Here is a 20,979-nt window from a genome sequence, read left to right as displayed (position 1 = left end):
TGCATAATAGTGTTATAAATTTTTCAGTTTGTTATAGAAAGGAAATTGCAAATGGAGAAATTAGATTTTACTAGTGAAGCAGTTACTACCGAAGAAGAACTTAGGGAAATAGTCGGGATGCCCCATGACCATGTAATAAAAAAGGAAATTACAATAATGGATGAGTACTGTATAAGATTTATTTCAATGTCACCTCTATTTTTCCTGTCTACATCAAATGCTGACGGAAAATGTGATGTTTCACCAAAAGGTGATCTACCAAGTGATATTAAAATCTTAAACCAATCCCAGCTGGTGATACCTGATCGCCCAGGTAACAAAAGGGTTGATTCATTAATCAATATCTTATCAAATCCCCATGTAGGACTAGTTTTTATCATCCCAGGCCTAGATGAGGTACTACGGATAAATGGTAAAGCTACAATTATTAGAAATAGAGAAATCTTGGATACAATAAATCATAATAAAAAACCTCCCTTACTTGGAATTGGTGTTGATGTAGAACAATGTTTTATCCATTGTTCTCGAGCTCTGAAAAAATCAAAAATTTGGAACTCTGATTCATGGCCAGACAATGAAGCAATTCCTTCAGGTCTTGAAATATTCAAAGCACATTTAGAGATAAACGGTGTAGAGCTAAAGAAACCGTAATGGTTGTTAGGTTAAAATGTAACTGTTTCGACCAGTTTATTCAATTCTACTGCTGTTATGTGCTCTTAATAGATAAAGTTGATATCTAACAATAACTGAATGGGCCTTTAAAAATTTTTTTTGAAGCCCCCCTGTCCTTTTCCCCTCATTCTCCCTATATAGAGAATGAAGGGAGTGCAGAATGATGAATATTAAATCAGGCAGTATGGATCAGTTTCAATCTTTTTCCCAGTTTGAGTCTCTGAAGGAGTTCAACAACCATATGGAAATGTGGTTAGCGGTACATAAATATGAATTTACGAAGGGAGAGCTAGTCGGCTTAAAGCGGCTGGTTCGTTTTGCTGCGAAAATTCCTGGGGTATCGAATGCCAAGATTGGCACATTGTTAAAAGCCATTCATGAGGAGTATGAAGGCAACGGCATCTCTCGTTCTACTTTTAAAAGAATGGTCCAAAAAGCCATTGCGTTCGGCATCTTAACGGTACACGAAACAGAAAGAAAAAATGGTTCACAATCCAGCAACCTTTATGTGTTCAACCGCTTTCTTCAAAATGAACCACCTGAAGAGGATAAATTGAACCACCATAATAAAACTATTAATCTTTCTAAAACTAATATTAAAGAGAATAATAAACGTACAGAAACGATTCCTGCAGAACAAAAGGATTCTCAATCTTCTGTTCTAGACCATACTTTTACAAGTGATACTGTTCCATCTGCTTTTACCAATCTAGTAAAATGCTTCTTTCCAGAAGCTAAAATCATTGAAGAATACTGGAGAATGACAAGCATTGCTGCCTATCACCATAATTATGAACAGGATAAGGAAGAAGTGCTCTCAATCTCGATTCATGCTTTTAAACAACTAATCAGCAAGCTAAAATCAAGTTCCATCCGTAAACCGATTGCCTATTTCTATGGGATTTTGAACAAGATGTTTGAAGAGCTCTACTTTGAAGAGTTATTTGACATAGGCTTCTGTACGAGTGAGATGGCTGACCTTTGTGACAACAACTTTTTGACCCACTTCTAACTCTTTATATTTCCCCTCTTTGACAAAAAAGTAAGTGGCAGAGAAGTCATCTTTTGCTTGGTTGATAAGTTCTTCTCTTGACTTTTTTTCTATATCCTCTTTTGGGATATTTTTCATAACAAGTATTTGGAATCCATTTTGATTTCGTTTTTCAATAATATGCCCTTCGAAAGTTATATTGTTTAATGGGTTCCCACATCCTGATAAAATTCCGACGATAAGCATTAAAGCTACTGATAGCCTTCTCAAGAAAAACACTCCCTCACTTATCCAGAAAAAAATGTTATTATAACTTACTATCGCTACCCGTTAAGTGTTCATTTAGTACGTTCTCTTCTAGTACATCAAATTTATTCCCATAAACTTTGGTAATATGTTTTTCTCCCCAAGCACAAAGTGAATCCAATATCCCCTTCAAACTCCAACCATACTCACTAAACTCATACTCCACTTTTGGTGGAACTTGATTATAAACAATTCGATTAATGACTCCATCTTCTTCTAGCTCACGTAATTGTTGAGTTAACATTTTTTGCGTAATGTTTGGCATGAGGCGTTTCAATTCACTGGTGCGTTTCTTTCCATGTGTTAAATGACATAAAATCACGCATTTCCACTTTCCCCCAATTACCTCTAAAGTGGCTTCTACCGATATATTGTATTTTTTAAGCTGCATTGTAAGTTCCTCCCAATACATAGGCACCAAAAAGTACCTATATAACTTTTAAGTATCTATATAACTTTAAAGTGCGTACTTCTCTTCAATATCCTTTTATCCCATAATAGCATTTGCGGGTTGAATATAACAGTATTCATTATTGTTTCTATCGTTTACTTTAAATGATCTTAATAACCCAACAACAACACCATCATTTTAGGAGGAAAAAAGAATGTCTCTAGATAAAAAGCGAAGTACTTTCGCATTACTTGCACTAGCAATAAGTGCATTTGCCATAGGCACCACAGAATTCATCAGTGTTGGGCTCTTGCCATTAATTGCTAAGGATTTAAATATATCTGTAACAACAGCCGGTTTAACCGTTTCTTTATATGCTTTAGGAGTAACATTTGGAGCCCCTATCCTAACTTCTATTACTTCTAGGATGTCACGAAAATCTTTACTGCTTTGGATTATGGTGATTTTTATTATAGGAAATAGTATCGCTGCAGCAGCTTCAAGTATCGGCGTTTTACTTATAGCGCGTGTGATTTCCGCCTTTTCACATGGTATTTTCATGTCTATCGGCTCTACGATTGCGGCTGATCTAGTGCCAGAAAGTCGAAGAGCTAGTGCGATATCAATTATGTTTACAGGGCTGACAGTAGCAACTGTAACAGGGGTACCATTCGGAACATTCATCGGTAACCAATTTGGCTGGAGAATTGCTTTTATCGTTATTGTAGCTGTAGGTATCCTTGCACTATTTGCCAATAGCATCTTGGTTCCATCAGATCTACGAAAAGGAAATCCAACTACACTTAAAGATCAGTTCAAATTAATCACAAATGGTCGCTTACTGCTTATCTTTACCATTACTGCATTGGGTTATGGTGGAACATTCGTTGTCTTTACTTACTTATCCCCATTGTTACAGAATATCACTGGGTTTAAAGAAGGAATCGTTGCAGTGATTTTACTTATATATGGTATCGCCATTGCGATTGGAAACATGGTTGGTGGAAAGCTTGCGAATCAAAACCCGATTAAAGCATTATTTTATATGTTTATTGTCCAAGCAATTATCCTATTTATCTTGTATTTTACTGCTCCATTTAAAATAGTTGGCTTAATGACCATTTTCTTTATGGGACTTATGGCTTTTATGAACGTGCCAGGATTACAAGTATATGTAGTCATATTAGCAGAGCGTTATGTCCCTGCTGCGGTAGATGTAGCTTCGGCCATTAATATCGCTGCTTTCAACGCTGGAATTGCACTCGGTTCTTTCTTAGGCGGACTTATTACCGATTCAATTGGACTCATCCATACAACATGGATCGGATCCCTCATGGTTCTGGCAGCCGTCCTTCTAACAGGGTGGAGTCAATCACTTGAAAGCAAAGAACTGCGACAAGAAACAAAAGAACTTGTCATTTAAAAAGCTCTCTTTCAAGCAAATAAGGAGGTGATGTGGAAGAATTTTTTTATATTAATTTCTCACTCTTAAAATTAAAATTGGAGGAAATATAGATGAATAAAAGTTTACAAAGTACAACAACATTGCATAATGGTGTCAAAATGCCTTGGATGGGTATTGGAGTTTTTAAGGTAGAAGAAGGTCCCGAACTGGTAAAGACACTCAAATATGCCATTAAACATGGCTATCGCAGCATTGATACAGCCGCCATTTATGGAAATGAAGCTAGTGTTGGACAAGCGATTCAGGAAGGAGTAAAAGAGGCCGGTATCTCAAGAGAAGAACTCTTTATCACTTCTAAGGTGTGGAATTCCGATTTAGGTTATGAATCTACGATTGCAGCTTATGAAACAAGCTTAAATAAACTTGGCCTCGATTATTTAGATTTATACCTTATTCATTGGCCTGTGGAAAATAAATACAAAGAGGCATGGAGAGCACTAGAAAGCCTTTATAAAGAAGGCAAAATAAAAGCTATTGGGGTTAGTAATTTCCAAGTCCATCATCTTGAGGAATTAATGAAAGATGCAAAAGTAAAACCAATGGTCAATCAAGTGGAATACCACCCAAGATTAACACAAAAAGAAGTTCATACTTTTTGTAAAAATAATGGAATTCAACTAGAAGCCTGGTCACCTTTAATGCAAGGGCAGCTATTAAATCAATCCATCTTAATAGAAATGGCTAAAAAACACAACAAAACAGTACCGCAAATAATATTACGTTGGGATTTACAAAATGGAGTTATCACGATTCCAAAATCAACTAAAGAACATCGAATTATGGAAAACTCAAGTGTTTTTGACTTCAACCTATCTGAAGCAGATATGGAGCGTATTAATAGTCTGAATCAAAATCATCGGGTAGGACCAGACCCTGACAACTTTGATTTTTAATCCCAAGTTTAAGATAAAATTAAGATGCCCTCCTTTGTGAGAGCATCTTAATTTTTACCAGTAGGAGTCTGTCTATCTCCTTCTACCATTTCTTTTACCTCATAAAAGAATTGCTATACTTACTAAAAAACACAGTCCTTATTAAACAAACCCTGCCACTATCCTTAAATAAGGAAATTCAAAGGGCCTCAATCCTTCTTGGACCAATACCCCCTATAGTTTAAATGAATTTTTTCACAATCTTTCTTTAATTAAAATAGTTGGTTTTTCTTGTTTCGTTTAACAATATAAGTTGATGATTAACTCACTTTAGTTTTTGGCTTGGTTAAGTTATAGCTTCGTCTAATCAAGTCGTATATAATTTCCTCTGGAATAGTACAGTCAAGAATAAGGGAATTCCAATGATCCTTATTAAGATGAAAGGCAGGAACTATTGAAGGGTAATTCTGACGATAGAAATCCAACCAGTCGCTTTCACACTTAAGGTTCATCCAAATATAATCATCTCTTTTGAAAATCCAGGCAAAGACCTTCTTGTTTTCTTTATGTCGCATTAATGTCCAATTCTTATCACTAAACGGATAGTCTTCATAAGTGTTTTCCAATTTCAGACAATAATTAATTGCTTCCTCTCTGGTTTTCATATTTTCACTCCTACAACACCGGATGTATGCAAACCATATCAAATTAACCAGTTGCAACTTTAGGTGGTACAAAATGTTTATTCTACACATAAAAAGATTCTAAATCTATATTAACAATTTTGCCTATTGGTGACGATGATCTTTACAAATCCTCCCCATTACATTGCCGGAACTCCTGCTTTCACTCAAGCACCCGTTCGTAAAGTATCACTGTTCTTTTAATTCAAGGTATCATTGTAAATTTGTATCCATTTCTTTCGTTTCAAAATTAAGGTTGTAATCAAAACGGCTTCACCTACAACTAATAAACCGATACCTAAAACTAATCCTCCAAAAAATAGAAATTCATTTACACCCCAAGCGAAGAAGAACCATCCTATAATTGCAAATACACCTAATGCAAAGTTGATAGTTCCTGCAATTAAGGTTTGCGGTAAATGCAGTCTCTTTGTCTCCATTCTCAAATGCTTGTAAAATAGCTTCATGATCTTCAATTGAATCTCTTGAAAGGATAATTTGATCATGGAAATAAAGTCGCCAAACATGTGGCTCTATATATGATAATAAATTTTTAATGTAAACATTATGTGCTATTTCTATGATTTTATGAACAAAATTCCAAATTCTGCTGCGCGACCGCTTCCTGCCATAATGGGGTTTTCAATATACTAGATTATTATGATCCTAAGCTCCACATAGAGATCAACAATTGGAATGCTATTTAACAAAGGGGAGGTTTTTATGTCTTTTTTAATGAGTATTATTTGAAATTATTATATTTAGAAGGATGGGCCTGATACTCCCACACATGAAAGAGTGGGGTTCTAATTTACTTATACACTTCTCTAATACATATCTGGTTTTAATTTATCATAGATTTTCTTTCTGTCTTCTTCTGTAAAGAGAGATAATGTTGGACTAAAATTCATTGCATTTACCGTTTTGACGTTCCCTATCAGGAATAGGTGAACAGTGGCGATTTTAAACGTTTTAAATCCTATACTGAAAACTTTTTATAGCTGCTAATATTCACATCACTCTAGGGGAAAGTTAAACCTTGGTCAGGTATTATTTAATGAATTTACTTAGCTTTATAAAAGTTGATCCATTTGAAAGGAGAGTTATACATGAAACTGTATCAAGTAAGAAAAGGACAATTTGTCTATTTTAACAATGAGTTGCACAAGGTGTATTCTGTGAAGCCTATATACAAACAGTCCGTCCATCTTATTAAGTTGAAAGATTTATCACAGCATTTAACCAATGCCTCAAAAGTTGAGAGATATAAACCCAATCATCTAGACAGCTTTATTTTCAACCATAAGGCTTATACACTTCACAAGGATAAGAAAGCTGAAGAAGGCGACCATATTTTAATTACGAATCCAAGTCCCGATTACATGGATCACTATACATTAAACGAAATTGAAATTGTATCGTCTGTTGAATCCAAAGGTGTGATCACAACTAAGTCTAATGGGGTCAAACATATCGAATATTTATTGATGGTCCCGGGCCGTGATCCTGACAGTAACCCTATTGATTATTTTGATAAAACTATGGCAGAGGGTGATTTAACAGACAACGGTTCTGATCGTTCTGCAAATGGTATCCAAGGTGAAATGCCGAATATTGGTGATGTGTATAAAAAGCGAGATGGCAATCATTCCATTGAGGCGATGGTAGTTGCCATTAACGGCGAAACGATCTTTTTGGGAAACAATTTAGAAGTCTCCTTGAATGAATTAAACGATAGTGACATCTGGGAGTTTCAATATAGTCTTCTAGTGGACTGATCATGGAGGAGGCATGTCATGAACAGCAAGAGCTTGAAAGGTGGATTTGATGAAAAAAGTAACGATTGTTTTTACGATTTCTGTTATTATTGCCGTTTTATTTATTCTTTGGGGTGCCTTCGCTCCCGATAACCTTGCAAGTGTAACAGGCAATATCCAAAAATTTCTGCAAAGGAATTTTGGCTGGTTTTATCTTATAGTAGCAAGTGTCATCTTGATTTTCGCGATCTACTTAATCTTCTCTAAATATGGCAAAATTAAACTTGGTAAGGACGATGAAAAGCCCGAATATGGTCTCATCAGTTGGTTTGCCATGTTATTCAGCGCTGGCATGGGTATTGGCATTGTTTTCTATGGTGTAGCCGAACCGCTACAGGATTATATGAATCCGCCTTATGGAGATCCCGGTACAGCGCAGGCAGCAAACAATGCCATGCGGTATTCCTTCTTCCATTGGGGACTTCATCCTTGGGGAATATATGCCGTGATTGCCCTCGCCCTAGCTTATTTTAAATTTAGAAAAGGGGCACCTGGATTAATTAGTGCCACATTTTATCCACTATTAGGAGATAGGGTCAAAGGGTGGATAGGCAAGCTCATTGACGTTATTGCCGTTTTTGCAACGATATTTGGTGTCGCTACGTCATTAGGGCTTGGTGCAGCCCAAATTAATGGCGGTTTACATTTTATATTTCCTGACATTCCAATAAGCATTAATATTCAATTTATTATTATTGCTATTGTTACGGTATTATTTATCCTGTCATCTATATCCGGGTTAGGTCGTGGAATAAAATGGCTAAGTAATTCGAATGTAATCGTTGCAATGATTTTGATGCTATTTTTATTATTTGCTGGCAACACAGGTTTCTTGCTTAATTATTTCACAACTACCCTCGGAAGCTATATCCAAAGACTTCCAGAGATGAGTTTGAACATCTCGCCATTTGACCAGCAGCACAGCACATGGATGCAAGGCTGGACACTTTTTTACTGGGCTTGGTGGATTGCCTGGGCTCCATTTGTAGGGACTTTTATTGCCCGTGTTTCAAGGGGGCGTACAATACGTGAGTTTATGATTGGTGTTTTAGTTGTTCCAACCATTTTCTGTGCATTATGGTTTTCCATTTTTGGCGGCTCGGGCATCTACTTAGAACGGGTCATGGATGTAAACCTCGGGCACTTGATCAACACCCTAGGTATCGAAGTATCGTTATTTGCTGTATTGGCGCAATTTCCATTGAGCACTTTTACGTCTATATTAGCGATTATACTTATAAGTACCTTTTTTATTACTTCGGCAGACTCGGCCACCTTTGTTCTAGGTATGCAAACGACAAACGGAAGTTTAAATCCTCCAAACATCACGAAAATTGTATGGGGAATTATTGTATCTGCAGCGGCATTGATTTTGCTTTGGTCCGGTGGATTGACCGCCCTGCAAACAGCATCAATTATCGCCGCCTTCCCTTTTGCGTTCATCCTAATCTTTATGATGTTCTCGTTGATTAAATCCTTTAAGAAAGAGGTAAACACAAGAAAACGAATAGAACGGGAAAACGCAAGGACAGTAAACCGTTAAACCGTCTGGTGGAGATTCCATCAGACGGTTTTTCCTGTGTGCCCAGCATAAGGTGCAGGCTCTAGGGGGCTTTTTTTTGTTCAAACCTCAAATATTTTCATTACAGGAATGCTTCTATTATTAAATAATACCTTGGTTAATATCTACTTTGATTTTACCTCCCTATTTATTAAGGTAGCCGGAATTTCTCCCTGTAATCCGGCAACAAGATTAGTTGCTGCTAGAGTCGCCATTTTCAAACGAGTTTCATAGGTAGCGGAGCCGATATGCGGCAAAGTAACAACATTCTTCATAGAAAGCAATGGATTATCCAACTTAATTGGTTCTTGAACAAAGACATCAAGTCCTGCCGCAAGAATTTCACCCATTTGAAGTGCGTGAATTAAAGCGTCCTCATCCACGGTTTTCCCCCTTGAACCATTAATAAAAATCGCTGTATCTTTCATAAGTTCGAATTCTCTTTTTCCCATTATTTTTTCAGTCTTTGGTGTCAGTGGTGTCATTAGGCATACAAAATCGGACTGTTTTAGCAAATCTTCCATGGAACAGTACGTAGCTCCATACTTTTGTTCTGCGTCTTCGTTCCGGGACCGGTTATGGTACACAATCTCCATGTCAAAGCCTAAATGAGCTCTTTTTGCAATAGCAGTCCCGATTCCTCCCATACCGATAATCCCTAATTTTTTATGATGGACATCCACCCCAAACCACTTTTCTTCGAGATTGGATTCCCACTGTCCTGTCTTAACCCAACAATCTAATTCTGGCATCCTTCTGGCTGTTGACAGAAGTAATCCAAAAATGGAATCGGCTACTGTCTCGTTCAATACATCTGGGGTATTTGTCGCCATGATTCCCTGTTTAGTCAATTCTGATATGTTAAGATTGTCGTAACCAACAGACGTGTTACACACTATTTTTAAGTGAGGGGCTTGATTTAGCAATTCTTTGTCTACTTTTAAGCCTGATCCCAATATACCTTGAGCATCCTTCAGTTCTTTAAGAAATATAGGATAAGTCTGCGAATCTAGTTTCTCAAAATAAACAACTTCACAAGTATTTTGAATATAATCCAAAACCTTTTTGTCCACTTTTTTATAAACAATTACCTTTGGTTTCATAGTTGTTTCCTCTCTCTTCGATTATGGATTCTTCCTTGTTACACAGGGAGCATTAGGCCACGATGCACGATGGCTCTTTTTATTCAAGTCTAAAAAAATCCTTCTAACAGGAATACTCCTATTAATAATTTACCATGTAATTTTAAACGGTACGCATTTTTTATTTGTACATCTGACATTTAGGATATATGACCTCAAACTAAACTGGCTCCTACAATAGAAAAACTGAAAAGGAATTCTTACTCCATTAAATGATCCTATAATAAAAAAAGCACTGTTTCATGTTCCAGGAAATGCTATTGGTAAAGCGTTGTTGCTAGGTTTTGGACAAACTGCTGGTGTACAAGAGGTGCGGAATTATATGGCGAGAGGATCTCAAATAGCTAGTAAAGTCGTGGTGTTTATGGCTCACATTTTATCTGAAGAAAACCTTTCAGAATCGTCAACTTTGGATTCCGAAGTTCTCAAATCAACACTTTGTTACCACAGGATTGATCTTATCCCAAAAATTAACGCTTTTTGGGGTGTTAATTGGGCCAGTTTGGCTCCCAATCTTGTTTGTTATTCCTGGAATAATAGTAGGATTGATTATTAGGAAATTATTAAACATTATTTAAAACCATTCTTTTATAAGTAGGATGGGTTTAAATAACTTTTAACTATTCTTCGCTGTTTGTTTGAGTGAAAACCTTCAAAAACTCGTCTTAAGCAGTAGTATTTTATTGCGTAATTTAAAGTCTACTACGACATATCAGTTACTCAACAATATGGCCCTAGTATGCAAAAAATGGCGCTTTCCTTGTTGCAGTAGAGCGCCCTTTAATAGAAGACTCACTTTCAAGATAATTTTAAAAGTAATGTTTTTTCACTATTGCAACCCAATAGTCAAAGAATCTATTTTGCATTTTCTGCAATTTTTTTTAGTTCTCTTGCACGAGAAATTATAAAATCTGTCATATACTTTTCCAAAAACAATTTGTCAGCAATCATACCAACTGGACCAAACGGTGCCTTATACTCAAATGTATCAATCATTAGAGTTCCACCTTGTTCTTCTACAAATTGATGTGTGTGAGTGAAAGAACTAAAGGCTCCTTTTACCATAATATCAACAAACACCGTAGGCTTTACCATATGTGTTACTTTTGCTGTAAGTCTTTGTTTAATACCAAAGTGAGTAGCTTCCCAAGTAATAGTATCGCCCTTTTCTAATAACCCCTGTGTAACCCCACCCACAGCTTTTTCCTTAGTTTTAGCAGTAGTTTTAGTATGTATATCTACGTTTCTCGCAAGGTCAAAGCATACGATCACAGATGCTTGTATAAATTGCTTGTGCTTGATAATAGGCATTTGTATTCTCCTTTGCAAGAACGTTTTTTCATGTACCTCATTCTGCTCTTCTGCTTCATTAGCACAAGAAGCGAATGCTCTTATTGAACACTCGAACCCCTATAGTGCAATAAAATTTATTAGTTTTGGTAGCATGTCTCATATTCGTCTTTCATTAACAAACTTTTACAAGCCAAACCATTTTCGTGATAAATTTCTTTACCGATTTCTAATTCGATGCTTCTATTTGAATTTGGATAATCTGCGGAATTATTTAGAATGTACAGTGTTTCCTCATCCAGCCATTCCATTGAGATATTACTTTTTGCATCACTATGATAAACAGTTTGCACTTTATTTTTCTCATTGTTGTTTGTAATTTCAACCCTCACATTAACACCACCTGCTGCACCGCCATATAGTTCATAATATGCATTAGCCGTATATTCTCCAGCAGGTGATGTTATAGGTCCAGGTCCTTTTTGAGTAGATTCTCTATCAATATCACTAAATGTAAAAAAGTACGTTTCATATAAATAGATTGAAGATACCAGAATAACCCCAGACAACGTTGCAATCAGTAATTTTTTAGGAAAAGGTTTCTTTTTAATTAAAGAAATTATTATTCTTACACATAAAATCAAACATAATATAACGGTAATAAAAGATATTAACAGTCCAAATAAAATTAAAATCATAATCCCCCCATTCGATGTTCAATAACAACATCTCAAAAACTGATAAATATTGCAATAATCTCATTCAACTCTACTGCTCCTATATTTTAAGTGCATTACTTCACAATCTCATACGAAATTAATATAAATATCAAGTATTGCCTGGAAAGCTTATTCCATTAAGTGGGCCTTTGCATGAAGAAAAAGCACATTTCTTATTTTTGAAATGCACCCGATTGCTGAATTACTTGAAGAAGAACTCAATAGCTTGTTAGAAAAACTTTCCCTTTAGTTATTTTAGAAGATTCAATAACATCAATAGCCTTTTTTACATCCGCTAAGTCATACTGAGAATCTACCATCATCAAACGTAATTTTTTATCAGCTACTAGCCTTATTAAATCACTAAAAGTTTCTTGCCATTTATCTGCCGAAACATTTTTATTCCAATTCCGCAAATGAAATATACTTGCATTCACTCTGGCTTTATTTACAATATCGGCCCAGTTTACTTGTACCCCTGATAAAAGACCAATAGTTAAAAAGTTTCCATTAGGGTGAACACAAAAAGCCAAGTCATTTCCAGATGAACCCCCAACGGAATCAATTGCAGCATCTGCACCCTTTCCATTTGTTAATTCCATAACTGTTTCGTGGAGTGGAAATTTAGAAGTATCTAGTACATAAGAAGAGCCGAGATGAACTAAATCTTCTGTATATTTATTATTTCTTGTCACTGCAATCAATCGGAAACCTAAAATCTTAGATAATTGAGCAAAAATATGCCCAATAGCAGAACCGCAAGCGTTAACCAATAAAACATCATTCGGGTTTAATTTTAATACTTCCGTACAAACCACCCATGCTGTAATTGGATTTATATACATCTGTGCTGCTGTAAAATCATCAACAGTATCAGGTATGCAAACGGCATATTCTTCTGATGTTTTAACGTAATCTTGCCACGTACCCTCCCCGCGTAAAGGTAATACACGTTTACCAATAAGATTTTTAGAAACCAAAGGACCTATTTCTTCTACGATACCTACTCCTTCATAACCCGGAATATTAGGTAAAGAAATTCTGTGAGCATAAGATCCTCTAATCGGTATTAAGTCTGAGGGATTTATTGGGCGAGCTAACATACGTACAAGAACTTCATTTTCTTTTGGTGGTGCAATAGCTTTATATTCAACTTTTAACACATCTTTAGGACTACCGAATTCGTAGAATTTAATACTTTTTGCATCCAAAACCATTAGTCTCCTTATCCTTAATCAAAGTAATTTATTTAATTATATCACCTTCAAATTATCGACCTTCAGCTTTAATTATTAATTGAATGGTTTATATGAAAATAAGCGCTGATCCTAATTATAGATAAGCGCCCTTTAACAGAAGACTCGATTTCAAGATAATCTTAATGTTCTTTCACTATTGCACCCGTTACTTTAAGTGAAATATTTCACAATATTTCTCCATACCAAGCACTAATCATTTTTTATGATTCGTACTAAGATCACAGTTAATCTTCATTTATGCTGATACATATATCCAAACGGATAGAGACCTCAATTAACAGAAGGTTTTTGGCACTGTATATTAAAGGTGTGAAAAAAAACACCTTTTAATAGGTAGTTAGGATAGTTCTAAATTATCTCTTTTCAAAAGCCAGCTTTATTCCCAAAGAAATCAATGTAATTCCCGTTAATCTTTCTAAGATAAGTTGCACAGAAGGCTTTCGAAACCATGAACGAATGTGGTTAAGAATAGAGACACATAGTAGAAGCCAAAACAATGCAATCAGAATAAAAATTCCAGAAAAAACAAAGGATTGCAATAAAACATTATTATGCGGTTCAATAACTTGAGGAAGAAAAGTAATATAGAAAATAATAGCTTTAGGATTAAACGTAGTAGATAACAATCCTTGAATAAAGCATGATTTTTTTTTCGAATTCTGATATTGCGCCACAGTATTGGTATAATCTTGGTTCTCCGAGTCATTTTTTTGTTTAGAAAGTAATGCTTTAATCCCAATATATAGAAGATAAACAGCTCCCGCATATTTTACTATCTCAAAAAGCACGATGGATTTAGCGATAACGGCTGATATACCGAGGACCGAAGCTGTTGCATGTAAAATATGTCCTGTGATGACTCCATAAGTAGTGGCATGTCCTCCTCTTTTTTCATGCAGGATAGTATTTTTTGTAATTAAAGCAAAGTCGGGACCAGGCGTAACAATCAAAATTATGGATACAACAACAAATAAATAATAATTTGGCACATGAACTCCACCTTTGACCTAGTGTTATAATATATTTAATACTTATCGGCATTGGAATGGTGTGGGGAAAAGCGACAAAAAAGCCGCTTTTAAAGCTCCCATTCTACCTTGCTGCTTTTCTTTTCGATATATTTTAAATTCCCATGGCTATTACCGGATATTTAAATCTGCAATGGAATATAACACTGCTGTTCCGCCGATTGTTACTCTGTCCCCAACTAATTTGCAATATAATTTTCCACCGCGCTTGGAAAGCTGTCTTGCAACCATTTCATCTTTACCTAGACGTTCTGCCCAAAAAGGGATGAAACTACAATGTGCAGAACCACACACAGGATCTTCATTTACATTCAGCTTTGGGAAAAAACATCTTGAAACAAAATCATACTCTTCACTTTTGGCTGTAATTAACACCCCTAAACCATCAGGTAATTTTTTCATTTTCGAAAAATCAGGAGATGCATTCTGAACAGCTTCTTCATTTTCTAAGATAAACATTAAATCTCTGCCTAAATAAGTTTCAATAGGTTTCACTCCAAGTGCCTCAACCATTTCCTTTGTTAGTGAAAATTCTTCAGGATTTCTGCTAGGGAAGTCCAATTCGTAGAATTCATCTTTTCTTTCCACTACAAGCTCTCCGCTCATTGTCTGAAACTTGATTCTATCCGCATTGTTTTCATAATAGTTTGAAATTACAAAAGCCGTTGCTAAAGTGGCATGCCCGCAAAGGTCGATCTCTCCCCCTGGTGTAAACCACCTTAAACGATATCCCTCCCCATCTTTTACAGCAAATGCCGTTTCAGATAAATTATTTTCAATAGCTATTTTTTGCATTGTTTCTTCGGAAATCCAATCATCCATAATACATACCCCTGCTGGATTACCTTCAAAAACTCTTTCTGCAAAGGCATCGACTACAAAATACTTCATAATTTTTATTCCCTCCATATGTTATACTGTAATTATTGATATATTAGCATTTTATATCTAACTCTATATAACACTCAATGCAGTAATATAACACTTAAAGGAGTTAAACCATGCAAATCGAAATTCATCGAAATGGTGAAGTTCCACTGTCCAAGCAAATATACCAATCAATTGTTGATCGGATTCGTTCAGGACTTTTACAAGAAGGGATACAATTACCATCAGTACGTGAACTATCGAAACAGCTAGGAGTAAGTTTGGTTACAGCAGTAAGGGCATACCAGCAATTGGAACAAGAGGGTTTTATCACTTCTATCCAAGGAAAAGGAACGTTTGTAAAAGAGAAAATAAAAGCCGAAGAGGAAAGAAAAGAAGAATCACTTTCTTACAATTGGCAACTGTCTGTTCAAGATTATTTACCAAGGTCTCAGTTTGCCCGGTTTCATATGGTACCTGAGAAAATTCACCTTTCTTCCTCGATGATTGATCCCGGATTACTTCCTAATCGATTTTTAGAGCAAGAGATTCATAAAATGCTTTCTGATAATCCAAGAATCTTATCTCAATATGGAGAAATTCAAGGGGATGTAGAACTTAGAAGGGCAATATATGAGTATTTAAAAGGATTTGGAGTCCCTACTACACCTGAGAACATATTAGTTACGAGTGGTTCACAACAAGGTATTGATCTTATTGCTCGTACATTTGTGGGACCAGGAGATGTGGTAGTGATGGAAACTCCTACTTATCCAGGGGCGATTGATGTCTTTCGAGGGAGAGGAGCTACAATACTCTCCGTACCTGTTGATAAGGATGGAATGCGAATAGACATACTCCAAAATTTATGTGACAAACATAAACCCAAAATTATTTATACGATTCCTACTTTTCATAATCCAACTGGTGCTGTTATGACTTCAAAACGTCGTAGACAGCTTCTCGATATAGCACAAAGCATTCAGTGTCTTATTATTGAGGATGACCCATGTAATGAGATTTACTTTAATAAGAAACCACCTGCTTCCATTAAAAAAATGGATCATAACGGTCATGTGATTTATTTGAAAGGTTTGAGCAAGACACTAGCTCCAGGTTGTAGGATTGGAATATTAGTTGCTTCCGGCTCCATATTTAACCGTCTATTGGCTGCTAAAGCAAATACTGACTTAGGAAGTCCTTTACTTACACAAAAATCAATTATACGCTTTATCAATTCCAAAAGAATGATGGATCATTTAAAAAAATTGAGAACTGCTCTAAGGATTCGACGCGATTTGGTTCTTGAGTTACTTTCACACCATTCGCCTGAAGGAATATCGTGGGTGATCCCAGAGGGGGGATTAAATCTATGGCTCAGTCTTCCATCTTGGATGGATAGTAATCACCTTCTAGTAGAAGCGAAAAAACAACAACTAACATTCTTACCAGGTTCAGCATGTTCCCCTGTAGAGCAAGAAAATCATCATTTACGAATCTGTTACTCTTATATGAACGAGGAACTATTAACCCAAGGAATTACAACTTTATGTAATATACTTCATGCCGAAATTTCATCTAAAAAAATGAGTGACGCTACACCATATTTTTGATATAAGATTTTCACCTGAATAGTGAAATTTTAGCCCGATTATTCTTCATTCCTGAAGTAAAATCGGGTTTTTTATAATTAGAATTCTTACCGTTATATATCAACATTATAAGTTGCTCCCCGATCACCCGACTATCAAGGTATAATTAAACTCTCCCCATTCTTGCACTAACCTGCTTCATTAGTACAACAAGAAAAAAAGGATCGCCGCAGCGGTCCCTTTCTTTAGCTCTTGCACCCTTTAGTACAACAAGTTAATCAAATTTAAACTCTGTATGTATATAGTAATTTCCATAAATACTTCTACCTGTATCTTCAAAGAAAGATACTTTGACCTCATTCTCTCCAGTGAATTTAATCTTTCCTTCTGGTTCATTTGAAAAAGACATTTCAGTTGCAAACTCTTTTCTGTTTATGTTTATTTCATTAACAATACCCTCTATTACATCATTGTTATTAGATTTATAAATTTGCGACCCATTTAATGAAACTACTACAGTATTAAATTCTTTTGCGTTAAGTTCTTCAAATTCATTATTATTTGAACATCCTATAATCAAAATAAACAAAAATAAATATAAAGTGGTAAGTGCTTTTCTCATATTAAACTTTTAATCACCCCTAAAATATCACTTGTCGGTATAGACTTATATTTCTGTTTAATTCTTAAACTATCTTGCTCCAATAGTTGAAGAAGCGACAGTTCTGTACTGCTATTGCACCCGCTTGCACAATATGATTAACTAATCCAAAGTAATTTAGTTTCTTTGACCTTCCAATCCCCATCCTTAAAGTGAACAGTAACACCTAATCCTGAATGAAATTTGGAACCCTCTAAATAAATAGAATCGTTAAATTTATAATCAACTTTTTCAATTTCAAGAAGCACTCCATCCAGAGTATTCGTTTTACGATTATATAAACCTATTTCCTTTAGTTGTTCGATACCATCATCCATAACATCAACTTTATATTTTTCTTTGAAAAAACTCATGATTTCTTCTTTATCTTCTTCATCCAATTCATTAAAATTGCTCATATCAATAGATATAAACTTCATATCATTGTGTAATGCCCTGCTTCTATTCATGATTGAATCTAATGCAGTCCTATAATCTTCTCCTAAATGGTCTTTAGAGTTAACCCCATTACCACAGGCAGTTAAAAATAAAATAATAACCAGAAAGGTAATTTTCCTCATTTTCATTAGGTCCCTCTTTATGCTTTTCTCTCTACTTACCATAAAAATCCATTTCATTTTACGTTAACCTGCGCCTTTAGTTAAGCAAGTTCAAAAAAAAAGCGTTAATCCTTCTTGGATTAACGTATCCTTTAACTTAAAAAGCTTTTACATGGAATTACTGGGGAAGAAGATTAAGAAACGCCCCGTTAGCAATAAACTCTATCCAAAAGTGTATTTTTTCATTTTTTACATATCCTATTTACATTAACTAATGAACTAGAGACCGGTGATTGATATGAACACAATTGAAACAATAGACAAGTTATCAAAAAAACATACAGATATAATTGAACAAATAGTAAACCTATGGCATCAAGAAGTTTTATTTTCTTGGCGCTGGTGGTTTGGTGTTATAATCTCAATTCTCGCTTGGCTATTTTGGATTAAATATCATAATAAAAAAAGTAGATATAGGTTACTAACTGCTGGATTTTTTGTTATTGCTATTTCGCTTATCCTTGATTCAATAGGAGTACAAATTGGCTTGTGGTCATATCGATATGAAGTAATTCCTTTTATACCTGCATATTTACCCTACGACCTTGCTTTAATGCCTGTTGTAATAATGAGCCTAATCCAATTTAAACCAAATTACTCACTTATAAAAAAAGCCATTGCTTTTGGGTTTTTAACCGCTCTTATAGGAGAGCCTCTGATCGTTTTCACTGACATTTACAACCCAATAAAATGGAGGTATTTTTACTCAGTTCCAATTTACATAATGATTTACCTGATCGCTCACTGGTTAACAACGCGAACATCTTTCGAAGAAATAAAAAAACCTAAAGAAAGTAAGTAATATTCTTGCTTACTTTCCTTATAGCACAGTTTTTGTCAATTTCACAATCTTTGTTGGAATTTATAAGAAAACACAATATTATTCTTTAAATGATAAACCCTCTTCTTCTAATGAAGTTCTCATAATTGGTAAGGAAGCTGGTCCAATACTATGGATTTTTAGAATTTCTTTTTCTGTGTATTTAGAGAGTTTTTGCAAAGTATCAATCCCTTCGTGAACTAAGGCTTTTCTGGCAGGTGAACTTAGTTTAGATAGGAAGCCACTTTCAGGTTTATTCTCTTTATCACAAGCAGGGCAACTTAGACAGTCACTACTTTTGTAATACCTATGCCCTTTATCACAAACTCTTAAACTTTTTTCTGCTTTCAATATTACCCTCCTAGTGTCAGGCACCCCCCGATGAACCCTTCGCGTTGTTGAAAGGGCTCAAACCCAGACCGAATCGATATCCTGACTATTCTTCCTCATCTTCAAAACTATAATAAAGTTGATAATATAAATCTGCTATCTCATCTCCAAATCCCCAACCGATGCCACCGCCCCCTTCGACCACGTTGTATAGTCGCTCTTTAAAAACTTTATATAAGGTTTCATCGTCCTCACACTCGGATACTACTTTCTCAAACATGGATACCATGCTGTTATAAAACTTCTCATCAATAGCCCCATAGGAGTCAGTGAAGTCCGTCCCCATTTCTACATAAAACAGCATTAAATCCACGATTCTCATGCGATCATCCGCAAGCTTTTTAAAATCAGTAATTGCTTTTTTCGCTTCTGCTAATCGAAGTTTTCCATTTCCTCTATCAGGAAAAAATTCATTTTTTATTCTTTGTTTCGTTTGTTCAAACAGCACTTCGACCGCTTCTTCTCCAATAAATTTAGTCGATAAAAACTGTTTTACATCTTTATTCGCCTTATATAAATCTACGATCAATTGAATCAATTGTTTCTGATCCATTTCCCTTAACTCTTTTTTTAGTTCGTTTATTTTAATAACTCCTTCAGAGTTCTTAACCTGTACCATGCTTCACACCCCAGTTCTTTCTTAATTTAGTTCAATATTTATAGACTAGCTGATAAAACAAGATAGACAATCATAAATGAGGAGAGATTCGAGGTCAGTTCCTCACCTGACTAATACGTTAATTCCTTATCATCCTGGTGGTCAGGTCTCGTCATCTGTTTGAAACTTAGTGCCTTAGGTTTGGCATTGGGATTCAATCATGATCAGACCATACAGGCTAGTCAGGAATTAGATTTTTTTTTTATTCAATATCAAAGAATAAATAGTCGATATACCACCTACACTCATTCGGAATGATTGCCAAAATAAAAATTTAAATATCCTATTAAACTCTTTTACCATATAACACATAGAAGCTGCCGCATCGACAATTCCTTTTTAGGTTAAAGGAGCATCGTTAGTTTAATTGTACCTCTTCACAGTCTTAAAAGAACAAACTCCATTGATACAAATAGACTGAACGGCGAAAAGCGACCAGCCTATAAATAATGGGATTTAGGGTCAGTCCCTGCTCTATTAACATTTTCATTCGTCGGAGACTAACCCTATTTCTTTTCATTTGATTGTACACTTAAGCAGTTTTAATCGTTACTTCTAATTGAATATCCACATTGCCTTGAATTGCACGGCTAATCATACAAGATTTTTCCGCTTTTTCTGCAAGCTTTTGTGCTATCTTTTTGTCTCGGTCGGTAGCATTTTGTTTCAATACTATTTCTGGTCGATGGATTATTTTTTTATATGTAAAGATCCCATTTGTCACATCAACAATTGCTTCTGATTCCATCGTTAATCCATCTTTCTCTATCTGACTACGTTCCAACATCGCAGCTAATGTAATAATGTAACATGTCGATGCTGCCCCAAGGAGCATTTCGTCAGGATTTGTACCAATACCGGGACCGTCCATTTCTTTTGGTATCGATATTTTTGTCACTAAATGTTCTGCTTCAATTTTCCCTACGTCATTCCGTAGCCCAGGCCAATGGGTCTTTAAATGAAAATGATGTTCTGCCATTTCCATTCCTCCTTACATTTGTATCGTTCTTCAGGAAGCATAGGGTCGTATCCTATGCTTCAAATACCCCTCTCTTTCGCTTATAGTCAAAAGGTAAATAGAGGAATAAGTAGATTAAGATATAGAAATAATAATTAGAAGAGGAAAAATATTTAGAAGCTACTATACTTTAAAAAACCAACCTTGAATGTATTTCCTAAATTCTTGCACCCTGAAG

General features: G+C 35.4%; 25 protein-coding genes. 9 read left to right on the top strand and 16 right to left on the bottom strand.

Going from position 1 to position 20,979, the window contains the following annotated elements; genetic code table 11:
* The first annotated feature begins 51 nt into the window (after window positions 1-51).
* Together CZ487_RS12660 and CZ487_RS12655 are read left to right on the top strand one after the other, a co-directional pair.
* Window positions 52-651 (top strand): MSMEG_1061 family FMN-dependent PPOX-type flavoprotein, encoded by a 600-nt coding sequence (locus tag CZ487_RS12660; protein ID WP_077212501.1) that lies wholly within the window; start codon window positions 52-54, stop codon window positions 649-651.
* A 181-nt stretch (window positions 652-832) separates the two neighbouring features.
* The gene (locus CZ487_RS12655) at window positions 833-1,684 is read left to right on the top strand and encodes a hypothetical protein (RefSeq protein ID WP_237562876.1); all 852 of its coding nucleotides are present in this window, start codon (window positions 833-835) and stop codon (window positions 1,682-1,684) included.
* Here CZ487_RS12655 and CZ487_RS12650 read toward each other — a convergent pair.
* Both CZ487_RS12650 and CZ487_RS12645 read right to left on the bottom strand, forming a co-directional pair.
* Window positions 1,613-1,933 carry a DUF3221 domain-containing protein gene (locus CZ487_RS12650; RefSeq protein WP_077212499.1) on the bottom strand — a complete coding sequence of 107 codons (321 nt, stop codon included), beginning with the start codon at window positions 1,931-1,933 and terminating at the stop codon, window positions 1,613-1,615. The two genes, CZ487_RS12655 and CZ487_RS12650, sit on opposite strands and share 72 nt — an antisense overlap.
* Before the next feature lie 37 nt (window positions 1,934-1,970).
* Window positions 1,971-2,360 carry a winged helix-turn-helix transcriptional regulator gene (locus CZ487_RS12645; RefSeq protein WP_077212498.1) on the bottom strand — a complete coding sequence of 130 codons (390 nt, stop codon included), beginning with the start codon at window positions 2,358-2,360 and terminating at the stop codon, window positions 1,971-1,973.
* A gap of 214 nt (window positions 2,361-2,574) precedes the next feature.
* Between CZ487_RS12645 and CZ487_RS12640 the strand changes: the two genes are divergently transcribed.
* On the top strand, window positions 2,575-3,783 hold the full coding sequence (locus CZ487_RS12640) for an MFS transporter (RefSeq protein WP_077212497.1): 1,209 nt from the start codon (window positions 2,575-2,577) through the stop codon (window positions 3,781-3,783).
* Between the two features lie 92 nt (window positions 3,784-3,875).
* A complete protein-coding gene (locus tag CZ487_RS12635) occupies window positions 3,876-4,718 on the top strand; it encodes an aldo/keto reductase (protein ID WP_077212496.1) in 843 nt (280 codons plus the stop codon).
* 299 nt (window positions 4,719-5,017) lie between these two features.
* Here CZ487_RS12635 and CZ487_RS12630 read toward each other — a convergent pair whose 3' ends face one another.
* The 3 genes from CZ487_RS12630 to CZ487_RS28020 all read right to left on the bottom strand — a co-directional run bounded on the left by CZ487_RS12630 (window position 5,018) and on the right by CZ487_RS28020 (window position 5,938).
* The gene (locus CZ487_RS12630; RefSeq protein ID WP_077212495.1) at window positions 5,018-5,362 is read right to left on the bottom strand and encodes an MmcQ/YjbR family DNA-binding protein; all 345 of its coding nucleotides are present in this window, start codon (window positions 5,360-5,362) and stop codon (window positions 5,018-5,020) included.
* 218 nt (window positions 5,363-5,580) lie between these two features.
* Window positions 5,581-5,820, bottom strand: coding sequence for a hypothetical protein (locus CZ487_RS27515; RefSeq protein WP_419865751.1), 240 nt, complete (start codon window positions 5,818-5,820; stop codon window positions 5,581-5,583).
* Window positions 5,708-5,938, bottom strand: a complete 231-nt coding sequence (locus tag CZ487_RS28020; protein ID WP_419865750.1) for a hypothetical protein — start codon at window positions 5,936-5,938, stop codon at window positions 5,708-5,710. The genes CZ487_RS27515 and CZ487_RS28020 overlap by 113 nt, the downstream gene beginning before the upstream one ends.
* Window positions 5,939-6,489: 551 nt before the next feature.
* On the opposite strand from CZ487_RS28020, the gene CZ487_RS12615 reads away from it, so the two are divergent.
* A complete protein-coding gene (locus CZ487_RS12615) occupies window positions 6,490-7,158 on the top strand; it encodes a hypothetical protein (RefSeq protein WP_077212494.1) in 669 nt (222 codons plus the stop codon).
* A 49-nt stretch (window positions 7,159-7,207) separates the two neighbouring features.
* Window positions 7,208-8,740: a glycine betaine uptake BCCT transporter gene (locus CZ487_RS12610; protein WP_077212493.1), complete on the top strand. Its 1,533-nt coding sequence runs from the start codon at window positions 7,208-7,210 to the stop codon at window positions 8,738-8,740.
* A gap of 143 nt (window positions 8,741-8,883) precedes the next feature.
* Here CZ487_RS12610 and CZ487_RS12605 read toward each other — a convergent pair whose 3' ends face one another.
* Entirely contained in the window at window positions 8,884-9,861 is a 978-nt protein-coding gene (locus CZ487_RS12605) for a 2-hydroxyacid dehydrogenase (protein ID WP_077212492.1), read from the bottom strand.
* 349 nt (window positions 9,862-10,210) lie between these two features.
* On the opposite strand from CZ487_RS12605, the gene CZ487_RS28015 reads away from it, so the two are divergent.
* Window positions 10,211-10,456 (top strand): hypothetical protein, encoded by a 246-nt coding sequence (locus CZ487_RS28015; protein WP_419865749.1) that lies wholly within the window; start codon window positions 10,211-10,213, stop codon window positions 10,454-10,456.
* Window positions 10,457-10,755: 299 nt separating this feature from the next.
* On the opposite strand, the gene CZ487_RS12595 is transcribed toward CZ487_RS28015, so the two are convergent.
* The 5 genes from CZ487_RS12595 to CZ487_RS12575 form a co-directional block, all read right to left on the bottom strand.
* A complete protein-coding gene (locus tag CZ487_RS12595; RefSeq protein ID WP_077212490.1) occupies window positions 10,756-11,211 on the bottom strand; it encodes an SRPBCC family protein in 456 nt (151 codons plus the stop codon).
* A gap of 119 nt (window positions 11,212-11,330) precedes the next feature.
* Window positions 11,331-11,888: a DUF5412 family protein gene (locus tag CZ487_RS12590; protein ID WP_077212489.1), complete on the bottom strand. Its 558-nt coding sequence runs from the start codon at window positions 11,886-11,888 to the stop codon at window positions 11,331-11,333.
* 239 nt (window positions 11,889-12,127) lie between these two features.
* Window positions 12,128-13,126 carry a zinc-dependent alcohol dehydrogenase family protein gene (locus tag CZ487_RS12585; protein WP_077212488.1) on the bottom strand — a complete coding sequence of 333 codons (999 nt, stop codon included), beginning with the start codon at window positions 13,124-13,126 and terminating at the stop codon, window positions 12,128-12,130.
* Window positions 13,127-13,521: 395 nt separating this feature from the next.
* Window positions 13,522-14,157, bottom strand: a complete 636-nt coding sequence (locus CZ487_RS12580; protein ID WP_077212487.1) for a LysE family translocator — start codon at window positions 14,155-14,157, stop codon at window positions 13,522-13,524.
* Between the two features lie 150 nt (window positions 14,158-14,307).
* A complete protein-coding gene (locus CZ487_RS12575; protein ID WP_077212486.1) occupies window positions 14,308-15,087 on the bottom strand; it encodes a PhzF family phenazine biosynthesis protein in 780 nt (259 codons plus the stop codon).
* A gap of 110 nt (window positions 15,088-15,197) precedes the next feature.
* On the opposite strand from CZ487_RS12575, the gene pdxR reads away from it, so the two are divergent.
* A complete protein-coding gene (pdxR, locus tag CZ487_RS12570; protein WP_077212485.1) occupies window positions 15,198-16,676 on the top strand; it encodes a MocR-like pyridoxine biosynthesis transcription factor PdxR in 1,479 nt (492 codons plus the stop codon).
* Between the two features lie 253 nt (window positions 16,677-16,929).
* Here the strand turns inward: pdxR and CZ487_RS12565 are convergent, their stop codons facing one another.
* Both CZ487_RS12565 and CZ487_RS12560 read right to left on the bottom strand, forming a co-directional pair.
* On the bottom strand, window positions 16,930-17,277 hold the full coding sequence (locus CZ487_RS12565; RefSeq protein ID WP_077212484.1) for a hypothetical protein: 348 nt from the start codon (window positions 17,275-17,277) through the stop codon (window positions 16,930-16,932).
* A 137-nt stretch (window positions 17,278-17,414) separates the two neighbouring features.
* Window positions 17,415-17,882, bottom strand: coding sequence for a peptide ABC transporter substrate-binding protein (locus CZ487_RS12560; protein WP_077212483.1), 468 nt, complete (start codon window positions 17,880-17,882; stop codon window positions 17,415-17,417).
* 271 nt (window positions 17,883-18,153) lie between these two features.
* Between CZ487_RS12560 and CZ487_RS12555 the strand changes: the two genes are divergently transcribed.
* Window positions 18,154-18,717, top strand: a complete 564-nt coding sequence (locus CZ487_RS12555; protein ID WP_077212482.1) for a CBO0543 family protein — start codon at window positions 18,154-18,156, stop codon at window positions 18,715-18,717.
* A gap of 78 nt (window positions 18,718-18,795) precedes the next feature.
* On the opposite strand, the gene CZ487_RS12550 is transcribed toward CZ487_RS12555, so the two are convergent.
* The 3 genes from CZ487_RS12550 to CZ487_RS12540 all read right to left on the bottom strand — a co-directional run bounded on the left by CZ487_RS12550 (window position 18,796) and on the right by CZ487_RS12540 (window position 20,762).
* Entirely contained in the window at window positions 18,796-19,086 is a 291-nt protein-coding gene (locus CZ487_RS12550) for an RNA polymerase alpha subunit C-terminal domain-containing protein (protein WP_077212481.1), read from the bottom strand.
* A gap of 85 nt (window positions 19,087-19,171) precedes the next feature.
* Complete coding sequence (locus CZ487_RS12545) at window positions 19,172-19,744, bottom strand: DUF6155 family protein (RefSeq protein ID WP_077212480.1); 573 nt, start codon at window positions 19,742-19,744, stop codon at window positions 19,172-19,174.
* A gap of 571 nt (window positions 19,745-20,315) precedes the next feature.
* A complete protein-coding gene (locus tag CZ487_RS12540) occupies window positions 20,316-20,762 on the bottom strand; it encodes an OsmC family protein (RefSeq protein ID WP_077212479.1) in 447 nt (148 codons plus the stop codon).
* Window positions 20,763-20,979 lie beyond the last annotated feature (217 nt).

Source organism: Robertmurraya dakarensis (assembly GCF_900156875.1).
In the GTDB taxonomy this organism is placed as follows: Bacteria; Bacillota; Bacilli; order Bacillales; family Cytobacillaceae; genus Robertmurraya; species Robertmurraya dakarensis.
This window is presented reverse-complemented; position numbering and strand designations above follow the sequence as displayed.

Excerpts from the sequence above, each read along its gene's own strand:
- CZ487_RS12660 (WP_077212501.1), top strand. The coding sequence starts at position 52 with ATGGAGAAATTAGATTTTACTAGTGAAGCAGTTACTACCGAAGAAGAA.
- CZ487_RS12655 (WP_237562876.1), top strand. The coding sequence starts at position 833 with ATGATGAATATTAAATCAGGCAGTATGGATCAGTTTCAATCTTTTTCC.
- CZ487_RS12645 (WP_077212498.1), bottom strand. The coding sequence starts at position 2,360 with ATGCAGCTTAAAAAATACAATATATCGGTAGAAGCCACTTTAGAGGTA.
- CZ487_RS12640 (WP_077212497.1), top strand. The coding sequence starts at position 2,575 with ATGTCTCTAGATAAAAAGCGAAGTACTTTCGCATTACTTGCACTAGCA.
- CZ487_RS12635 (WP_077212496.1), top strand. The coding sequence starts at position 3,876 with ATGAATAAAAGTTTACAAAGTACAACAACATTGCATAATGGTGTCAAA.
- CZ487_RS12630 (WP_077212495.1), bottom strand. The coding sequence starts at position 5,362 with ATGAAAACCAGAGAGGAAGCAATTAATTATTGTCTGAAATTGGAAAAC.
- CZ487_RS27515 (WP_419865751.1), bottom strand. The coding sequence starts at position 5,820 with ATGGAGACAAAGAGACTGCATTTACCGCAAACCTTAATTGCAGGAACT.
- CZ487_RS12615 (WP_077212494.1), top strand. The coding sequence starts at position 6,490 with ATGAAACTGTATCAAGTAAGAAAAGGACAATTTGTCTATTTTAACAAT.
- CZ487_RS12610 (WP_077212493.1), top strand. The coding sequence starts at position 7,208 with ATGAAAAAAGTAACGATTGTTTTTACGATTTCTGTTATTATTGCCGTT.
- CZ487_RS12605 (WP_077212492.1), bottom strand. The coding sequence starts at position 9,861 with ATGAAACCAAAGGTAATTGTTTATAAAAAAGTGGACAAAAAGGTTTTG.
- CZ487_RS12595 (WP_077212490.1), bottom strand. The coding sequence starts at position 11,211 with ATGCCTATTATCAAGCACAAGCAATTTATACAAGCATCTGTGATCGTA.
- CZ487_RS12590 (WP_077212489.1), bottom strand. The coding sequence starts at position 11,888 with ATGATTTTAATTTTATTTGGACTGTTAATATCTTTTATTACCGTTATA.
- CZ487_RS12585 (WP_077212488.1), bottom strand. The coding sequence starts at position 13,126 with ATGGTTTTGGATGCAAAAAGTATTAAATTCTACGAATTCGGTAGTCCT.
- CZ487_RS12575 (WP_077212486.1), bottom strand. The coding sequence starts at position 15,087 with ATGAAGTATTTTGTAGTCGATGCCTTTGCAGAAAGAGTTTTTGAAGGT.
- pdxR (WP_077212485.1), top strand. The coding sequence starts at position 15,198 with ATGCAAATCGAAATTCATCGAAATGGTGAAGTTCCACTGTCCAAGCAA.
- CZ487_RS12565 (WP_077212484.1), bottom strand. The coding sequence starts at position 17,277 with ATGAGAAAAGCACTTACCACTTTATATTTATTTTTGTTTATTTTGATT.
- CZ487_RS12560 (WP_077212483.1), bottom strand. The coding sequence starts at position 17,882 with ATGAAAATGAGGAAAATTACCTTTCTGGTTATTATTTTATTTTTAACT.
- CZ487_RS12555 (WP_077212482.1), top strand. The coding sequence starts at position 18,154 with ATGAACACAATTGAAACAATAGACAAGTTATCAAAAAAACATACAGAT.
- CZ487_RS12545 (WP_077212480.1), bottom strand. The coding sequence starts at position 19,744 with ATGGTACAGGTTAAGAACTCTGAAGGAGTTATTAAAATAAACGAACTA.
- CZ487_RS12540 (WP_077212479.1), bottom strand. The coding sequence starts at position 20,762 with ATGGCAGAACATCATTTTCATTTAAAGACCCATTGGCCTGGGCTACGG.